Origin of the sequence: Staphylococcus sp. EG-SA-17 (assembly GCF_017151845.1) — a bacterium.
Lineage (GTDB): Bacteria > Bacillota > Bacilli > Staphylococcales > Staphylococcaceae > Staphylococcus > Staphylococcus aureus.
Genome location: NZ_JACVZO010000179.1, coordinates 1 through 245, shown reverse-complemented (window position 1 = coordinate 245; position 245 = coordinate 1). Strand labels below are relative to the sequence as shown.

Genomic DNA, 245 nt, shown 5'->3' with positions numbered 1-245 from the left:
CACCCTTATTTTATGGTATGGGTACAATGCTGTATTCATTTTATACACATGAAGCTGTTTTACCAAAAGGCTTCAATACATCATCTGTAGTGCCATATTTCATTTTGACTGAGATGCCACCATTTGTCCATAACGATTTATTTGTTTCTTTTAAACTATCAGAAGCTTGATAACGCTGCACGACGTCTTGACTCGCTGTGTATTGATACAAGTTGTTGAAAATATTTCCTAGGAAAATAATTGGA

The 245-nt window shown here is 34.7% G+C and carries 2 pseudogenes; one reads left to right on the top strand and one right to left on the bottom strand.

From position 1 onward, the window contains the following. Positions 1-128, top strand: a pseudogene (locus IDG65_RS14990) (hypothetical protein); the annotation flags it as partial. Here IDG65_RS14990 and IDG65_RS14985 read toward each other — a convergent pair. Then, positions 92-245 (bottom strand): annotated as a pseudogene (locus tag IDG65_RS14985) (sodium:solute symporter family protein); the annotation flags it as partial. The pseudogenes IDG65_RS14990 and IDG65_RS14985 overlap by 37 nt on opposite strands.